The sequence below is a fragment of the Sulfuriflexus sp. genome, from assembly GCF_032250955.1.
Lineage (GTDB): Bacteria > Pseudomonadota > Gammaproteobacteria > AKS1 > AKS1 > Sulfuriflexus.
This window is the reverse complement of record NZ_JAVVES010000097.1, coordinates 1-6,555: the sequence shown is the minus strand read 5'-3', so window position 1 is coordinate 6,555 and position 6,555 is coordinate 1. Positions and strand designations below refer to the sequence as shown.

General features: G+C 56.3%; 5 protein-coding genes. All 5 read left to right on the top strand.

Features of this window, described 5'->3' with window-relative positions; genetic code table 11:
* Positions 1–191 precede the first annotated feature (191 nt).
* The 5 genes from RQ738_RS12795 (at position 192) to RQ738_RS12775 (ending at position 6,286) form a co-directional block, all read left to right on the top strand.
* On the top strand, positions 192–602 hold the full coding sequence (locus RQ738_RS12795) for a DUF3617 domain-containing protein (RefSeq protein WP_314165662.1): 411 nt from the start codon (positions 192–194) through the stop codon (positions 600–602).
* 238 nt (positions 603–840) lie between these two features.
* Positions 841–2,046 (top strand): HD-GYP domain-containing protein, encoded by a 1,206-nt coding sequence (locus RQ738_RS12790; protein ID WP_314165660.1) that lies wholly within the window; start codon positions 841–843, stop codon positions 2,044–2,046.
* A gap of 445 nt (positions 2,047–2,491) precedes the next feature.
* The gene (locus tag RQ738_RS12785) at positions 2,492–3,181 is read left to right on the top strand and encodes a macro domain-containing protein (protein WP_314165659.1); all 690 of its coding nucleotides are present in this window, start codon (positions 2,492–2,494) and stop codon (positions 3,179–3,181) included.
* A 122-nt stretch (positions 3,182–3,303) separates the two neighbouring features.
* Positions 3,304–3,963, top strand: coding sequence for a 2OG-Fe(II) oxygenase (locus RQ738_RS12780; protein WP_314165657.1), 660 nt, complete (start codon positions 3,304–3,306; stop codon positions 3,961–3,963).
* Positions 3,964–4,048: 85 nt separating this feature from the next.
* A complete protein-coding gene (locus RQ738_RS12775; protein WP_314165656.1) occupies positions 4,049–6,286 on the top strand; it encodes an NADP-dependent isocitrate dehydrogenase in 2,238 nt (745 codons plus the stop codon).
* Positions 6,287–6,555: the final 269 nt, after the last annotated feature.

Below are 6,555 nucleotides of genomic sequence, written 5' to 3'. Positions count from 1 at the left end.
TTCACCTTGGCGGACTGGATCTTTATCCTGATGGTGTTATACGGTAAATCTTACCCACCACATCTGGGGAAGAGCCGAAAAAAATAGCATTGTGACAGGGAAGTACGTAGTAGCAAGTAGAGTCAGGCTGAGCCAGCCCGGGTTACCATCTAATGAACGTTGCAGTCACTCAGACCCGGGAGGAGAGAACAATGCATAAGCAGGCAGGATGGTTAGCGGTGGTGTTGTTCTCGGTGCTGTTGTCAGACGATATATGGGCGGCAGTGGATATGAAAGTCGGTAAGTGGGAGATAACCACAAAGATGGAAATACCCGGAATGCCTGCACAAATACCCCCCCGGACTTATACGCATTGCCTGACGAAAGAGAATATGGTGCCGCAGCAGGAAGAACCTGGCAAGGAGTGCAAGATGGTCAATAGCCAGATGAACGGCAATACCGTCATCTGGCAAATGGAGTGCCAGACGCCGAAAGGCCCTTCAGTGCTGGACGGTACGATGACCTATAACGGCGACAGCATGACTGGCGTGATCAAAATCAGGCAGGTGGGCATAAATATGAGCCAGCACATGAGCGGCCGCTGGCTGGGGCCATGTGATTAAGCATTAAAGCCCTGGCAACCCGAACGCTCCAGAATAAAAAATCGCTGTGATACCAGGAGAACTTCGTGGCTGCGGTATGTTCATATACTGCGGGTGGATTTTCCCTTGTCACGGGGCCCAGCCCGCGATCAGCATTGCGGAAGCAGGTATACTATCCTCTGGGCATCTCAAGTTTATGCCTGATTAATAAGGAAGCCGGCCGCTTTGCCGAAGCAGGTCGTCTCTATATAGTAGCGATATGCCAGTTGAGAAAATTCCATCCGAGGAGGTCGAGCGGGGCATGTATGTCTCCAGCCTGGACAGGCCCTGGAGCGAAACGCCTTTCCTGTTCCAGGGCTTTGAGGTGCTGTCGCAGCACGACATCGATGAACTTATCCGGCTCACCCGGCACGTCTACATCATGGTGCCGGATGAAAACATTGTTCTCACCCGCCTGGCCAGCGATCACGCCAACAACATTACCACCACGGGACGGATCAATACGACCGATTACGGCATCAGGGTTTCCGCCCCCGATGAGGTGACACGCGTGCAGGCGTCACATGAAGACGTCGCCAGGATTGTGTCCGAAGTCGAGCTGTTACTGAAAGAGACAAAGACCCTCGACCTGAAGGCCATCGAGGAGCCGGTTCGTTACATGGTGGAGAGTGTGGTCAGGAACCCGGATGCCTATCTCTGGCTGACCCGCATCCGCAGGTTTGACTCGTTCCTCTACAAGGACTCGCTCTCTGCCGCGGTCTGGGGAACCGCGCTGGGGCGGCAACTGGGATTACCGGAAGACGACCTGCAGGTTCTGGCCATGGGCTGCATGCTCATGGACATCGGCAAGCTGTCGCTGCCGAGCGAGCTGCTGCATAAAACGACCCGGCTCGGGCATGACGAGTGGGCATTGATGAAGACGCATGTTGAGCACGGCATAAAGACCCTCGAGGCAGACCCGAACTGTCACCCGGCTGTGCTCGAGATCGTGCGTACGCATCATGAGCGTTATAACGGCAGTGGCTACCCGGCGGGGCTGCGGGGCAGCCAGATCCCCCTGTTCGGGCAGATAGCCGGTATCGTTGACCAGTATGTTGCCATTACCACGCCGAGGCCCTTTTCCCGGCCGCTCTCTGCCTCGGTGGCGGAACAGATGCTGTATGAACAGAAGAACCGCCTATTTGATGAAGGCCTGGTCGAGTGCTTTATTCAGACGCTGGGCGCCTATCCGACCGGCTCGCTGATTGAAATCAGCACAGGTGAAGTCGGCATCGTCATTGCCCAGAACCCGAGTCTGCACCTGCGCCCCGATGTGGTGCTGCTGCTCGACCCGCAGAAGAAGCCCTATGGTGATTATGCCCTCGTCAGCCTGGCGAATTACAGCAACGGCGGCGTGCCGGTGACGATTAAAAAGTCGCTGCATGACGGGGCTTACGGGCTGAACATCGAGGCCATCTCGTTGTGACGCAGACTTTTATCTTGCAGGGCTGTGCCTAGAGTGTGTAGTCGATGCTGGCGAGGTAGGCCAGCGACACGAGGATGATAAAAAACAAAAGCCCCTGTTTGAAAAAATCGCTATTATCACGCATGTTGTCTGTCTCGTTGTCAGGTTGTGAAAAACAGCTTTCCGGTAAGGCTATATAGGCGAGAGTGGCTGGCAGGGGAAACGATATATTTTTGTGGTGACGATTGGTTTTGCAAACGGGCTATTTTCAGGAGGCTTTTCCTGGATAAACACTGCTCTCACCCCGCACAGGGGCATTGATACCCATCCCATTGCTTGCCTCAAGTGGTTATCCAGGCTGTTTTATCTCAACGCCGGGTTTCAGTTTGATGATGATTGTATGAAGGGATGATGATAACGGCGCAAATTACCCTGTTTTCTATGGTGTAACGTCTATAATAGGTTGATGACAAAAAACACGATGCAGTTTCTCTACGGTGATCGCGAGTTGTTACTCGAGGTGGCCGATCTGTTCTCGGCACAGGTCGATGTCATTGTGAACCCTGCAAACGGCGATTTGTTACACAGCGGCGGGGTAGCAGGCCAGTGCATTGACAAGGGTGGCGAGGTCATCCAGCAGGAGAGCACGCGGTTTATAGAAGAACATGGCCGGCTGGAAAGCGGGATGGTGGCGCTGACATCCGCCGGCAACCTGCCCTACCAGGCGGTCCTGCATGCCGTCGGGCCACGGATGGGCGAGGGTCATGAGGAGGAAAAGATCAGACAGGCGGTTGCCAGCTGTTTGAAGCTATGCAGCATGCACGACTGGCATTCGATAGCATTTCCCGCTATCAGCAGCGGTATATTCAAGGTGCCGGTGGCAGTAGTGGCAAAGGGCTTCTTTCAGGCCATTACCTCGTTCTGGGATGCCCGCATAGACGAGCCACCGGGCAAGATTATCATTTGCCTGACGGAAGACAATTTTCAGGCCTTCGTTGATGCCTTTAGAGAGGCATCCATGCTGCCCGATGAGACAGGGCATGGTCCGCAATTAACCAGCACGGATGCCCCCGGGATGGAAACCGGTATTATCGAGCTGGATGAAGAGGACATCTCCGCACTGGAAGATGATGAGGTAAATGACTGGTTTAAATAAGGCCTGTGGCCGGTCAGCCCGGGTTCTGTCCTCGCGCCTGCAAAACAGGCAAAAATAGTGATATGCGCCGGTCGTTATTTAGGCTATAAACGCCTGACTTTTTCCTTCACGAGCACACGTCATTGAATACATCACTTTTAACCCGGGGACCGTCTGGTGGTGATGTCTTTGCCCGCATTATCGAGGCCCTGCGCAACGACGGTTACATTATCCTGAATAATGTCTTTGCCATTGAGCAATTACAGCGCCTGTTTATTGATATCAAGGCGACCGATGATCGGCAGTTCCATGCCGCGGGGATTGGCCGTGAACAGGAACGGCACGTAAACGACTTTGTGCGCCGTGACCGCATCCGCTGGCTGGACAGAAGCCATGCGCCGGTGGTGTTTTATCTCGACTGGGCCGAACAGTTGCGCCAGCGCCTCAACCGGGAATTGTTCCTGGGCCTGTTTGATTACGAATGTCATTACGCGCATTACTCGAAAGGCGCGTTCTACAAGCGGCATGTGGATGCCTTCAAGGGCCTTTCTAACCGCCGCTTGAGCACCATCCTGTATCTGAACCCGAGCTGGCAGGCAGGTGATGGTGGCGAGCTGGTCATGTATGCGGGAGAGGGGCAAACCGTGCTGGAAACCGTCTCGCCCGCGTTTGGCAGCATGGCGCTGTTTTTAAGTGAAGAGTTCCCGCATGAGGTCCTGCCCGCAAAACGCTCGCGTTACAGCCTCACCGGCTGGTTCCGGATCAACAACACCGACAGCCTGAATCTCGATCCGCCGAAGTAACCGCCATGGCGTGAAGCCAGCCGATATTTTCCCTATAATGGTCGGATTATATTGCCCCTAACCGACTGATTCCGGGATATTCATAATGCCAGACACCAATGCCAGCAGCACGATTTTCTATACGATGACGGATGAAGCCCCGGCTTTGGCCACGTATTCCTTTTTGCCCATTCTCCAGGCCTTCACCGCTGCAGCTGGTATTGCCATTGAAACCCGGGATATCTCCCTGGCCGGGCGGATTATCGCCAACTTCCCGGACAAGCTGACGACCGCGCAAAAGCGGGCTGATGCGCTGGCCGAACTCGGCGCGTTGGCAAAAACGCCGACGGCCAACATCATCAAGCTGCCTAATATCAGCGCGTCGGTGCCGCAGTTAACCGCGGCGATCAAGGAGTTGCAGGCAGACGGCTATGACATCCCGGATTTCCCGGAAGACCCGCAGACAGATGAAGAAAAAGCCATCAAGGCGCGTTATGCCAGGGTGCTGGGCAGCGCGGTCAACCCGGTGTTGCGTGAAGGCAATTCGGATCGCCGTGTCGCCGGCCCGGTAAAGGAATACGCACGCAAGCACCCGCACAGCATGGGGCCCTGGTCAGCCGATTCCCGAACGCACGTCGCCGCCATGTCGGCGGGTGATTTTTACGGTAGCGAACAGTCAGCCGTGATGGAAGGCGCGGGCGAGGTAAAGATCGAGCTGGTCGGCAAGGATGGCCGGGTGACGGTGCTGAAAGACAGCACCCCCGTACTCGCCAAAGAGGTAATCGATGCCTCGGTCATGCACGTGCAGGCGCTGCGCGATTTTTTCGAGGCAGCGATGGCCGCCGCCAGGAAAGATGACGTGCTGCTGTCCTTGCACCTGAAGGCCACCATGATGAAGGTCTCCGACCCCATTATCTTTGGTCACGCGGTCACGGTATATTTCAGGGATGTGTTTACCAAACATGCCGCGACCTTTGCCCGGCTCGGCGTGGACCCGCGCAACGGCTTTGCCGATGTGCTTGCCCGGATTGCCGGCTTGCCGGATGCCGAGCGCCGCGAGATAGAGGCCGACATCGAGGCGGCCTATGCCGCAGGCCCGGAACTGGCAATGGTGAATTCGGAAAAGGGCATCACCAACCTGCACGTCCCCAGTGATGTGATCATCGATGCCTCCATGCCGGCGGCGATCCGTAACTCGGGCAAGATGTGGGGCAGGGATGGCCGCTTACATGATACCAAGGCAATGATTCCGGACAGGAATTACGCCGGCATTTACCAGGCGACAATAGATTATTGCAAACAGCACGGTGCGTTCGACCCGGCAACCATGGGCAGTGTGAGTAACGTCGGTCTGATGGCACAAAAGGCCGAAGAGTACGGCTCACATGACAAGACCTTCGAGATCCCGGCCGCGGGCAGTGTGCGTGTCACCGATGCGACCGGGAAGGTGGTACTGGAACACAGTGTCGAGCGCGGCGACATCTGGCGCATGTGCCAGACCCGCGACATCCCGGTGCAGGACTGGGTAAGGCTCGCGGTGAGCCGTGCGCGTCTGACTGGCCAGCCGGCGATTTTCTGGCTGGACAAGGCGCGTGCCCACGATGCCAGGCTGATTGAAAAGGTCACCACCTACCTGCAGGAGCATGACACGAGCGGCCTGGACATTCAGATCATGCCGCCGTTTGAGGCCACGCTATTTACCCTCGACCGCGTTAAAAGGGGTGAGGACACCATCTCGGTGACCGGTAACGTGCTGCGTGACTACCTGACGGACCTGTTCCCTATCCTGGAACTGGGCACCAGTGCCAAGATGCTGTCGATTGTGCCCCTGCTGGCCGGTGGCGGCCTGTTTGAAACCGGCGCCGGCGGCTCTGCGCCGAAACACGTCGAACAGTTGCTGACTGAAAACCATTTGCGCTGGGACTCGCTCGGCGAGTTCCTGGCCCTCGGTGCCTCCCTTGAAGACATGGCGCATAAGACCGGCAGTAACAAGATCCGCGTGCTGGCTGCGGCGCTGGACAAGGCCAACAGCGAGTTCCTGAACAATGACAAGTCACCATCCCGCAACGCCGGTGAACTGGATACGCGGGGCAGCCATTTTTACCTGGCGATGTACTGGGCGCAGGCCCTCGCCGCGCAGGATGACGATGCGGACTTGAAGGCGTTGTTCACGCCCGTTGCCGAACAGTTGACCGGTAACGAGGCCGGCATTGTTGAGGAGCTGAATCGTGTGCAGGGCAGCCCGGTTGACCTGGGCGGCTATTACCTCCCTGATGTGACGCGGGTATCGCAGGTGATGCGCCCGAGCCCGAGCTTCAATGAGGTGATTGACGCGCTAGGCTAGCACGGTGTTTTAATAACTGTGCTGCCGCGAAGACAACTCCCCCGAACCTAATCCATGTCCGGCCTGTCTGCAGAGAATAATCCTGTGGCATTCTCGTAGGCCAGTTTCGCGGCAACATCATCAGGCAGTAGGGGAGGAGCTTGCGCAGCTGGGTCATACGTCAACCAGGTGATGAATTTTTATTGTTCGAAGACACTGCTGTCCCGTTAATTCCCTCTCCCTTCGGGAGAGGGTTAGGGTGAGGGGATTTAGATTCGATAACACCTTGT